Raw genomic sequence first — 832 nt, 5'->3', positions numbered from 1 at the left:
GTGGGCATGGCGGCGCTGTGGGGCCTTGCGAACGGCATGTCCTGGGCGGAGGTCGCGGACGCCGTCCTGCCGTACGCGCTGACCGTCCTCGGTTGCGCCGCCGCCCTGACGGCCCTGGCCTTCGCCCCCGGCATCCGCCGCCTCACCCCGCCCGCCCGCCTCCTCCTGACCGGCGCCCTCGCCTGCCCGCTGCCGGCCTGCCTCGCCCTCCTGACGTGGGTTCACACCGGCTGAGGGCCGCACACCGTCAAGTGAGCCGCAGGCGGAACGCCGGGCACACGTCGGGGTCGTCGTCCTCGTAGAGGTACGTACGCTCGGCATTCGTGGCGATCGACAGCATGTCGAGGGTGTAGCCGCGGAGGAAGAGTTCCGGTTCGGTGAAGGAGAGGTGGACCCGCGCGTGGTCTCCCGGCCTCGTACCTCCCTCCACGTCCCAGGTGCCCGATCCGTCGAACGTCTCGCCGAGTTCGCTCTCGTACCAGTCGCCGGTCGGCCAGTGGTGGACGGTGACGGTCCCGCCGGTGCGGGTGTCCGACGCCTTGAGGGTGACCTTCACGCCCTCGGCGTCGTCCTCGCCCACGTAGGTGCCTTCCACTTCCCCCGAGGTCACGGAGACGGCCTGCTTCGCCATGCACGCCTCGACGGCGGTGGACGCGGAGGAGCAGGCGGCCAGAGGGGACAGTAGACCCAGCACGACGACAGAGGTGAGCGGCGCTCGGCGGATGTTCATGGGTTGATCATGGCCGGTAAATCCCCGTGAGCCCGCCGCGGGCGATGCCGTACCGTGCCCCCCATGACGACGACAGCCGCCACTGACGCCGAAGAGTCCGGG

At 71.0% G+C, this 832-nt stretch carries 2 protein-coding genes; one reads left to right on the top strand and one right to left on the bottom strand.

Annotated elements, in window-relative coordinates; translation table 11 throughout:
* On the top strand, positions 1-234 hold a 234-nt coding region (locus CCN44_RS44790; RefSeq protein WP_158103223.1), incomplete at its 5' end, for a hypothetical protein.
* 13 nt (positions 235-247) lie between these two features.
* Here CCN44_RS44790 and CCN44_RS40895 read toward each other — a convergent pair.
* Positions 248-730, bottom strand: a complete 483-nt coding sequence (locus tag CCN44_RS40895; protein WP_086704267.1) for a hypothetical protein — start codon at positions 728-730, stop codon at positions 248-250.
* Positions 731-832: the final 102 nt, after the last annotated feature.

The organism is Streptomyces tricolor (assembly GCF_002155905.1).
GTDB classification, from domain to species: Bacteria; Actinomycetota; Actinomycetes; order Streptomycetales; family Streptomycetaceae; genus Streptomyces; species Streptomyces tricolor.
This window is presented reverse-complemented; position numbering and strand designations above follow the sequence as displayed.

Bases quoted from the DNA above. Each gene is read 5' to 3' on its own strand.
- CCN44_RS40895 (WP_086704267.1), bottom strand. From the start codon at position 730: ATGAACATCCGCCGAGCGCCGCTCACCTCTGTCGTCGTGCTGGGTCTA.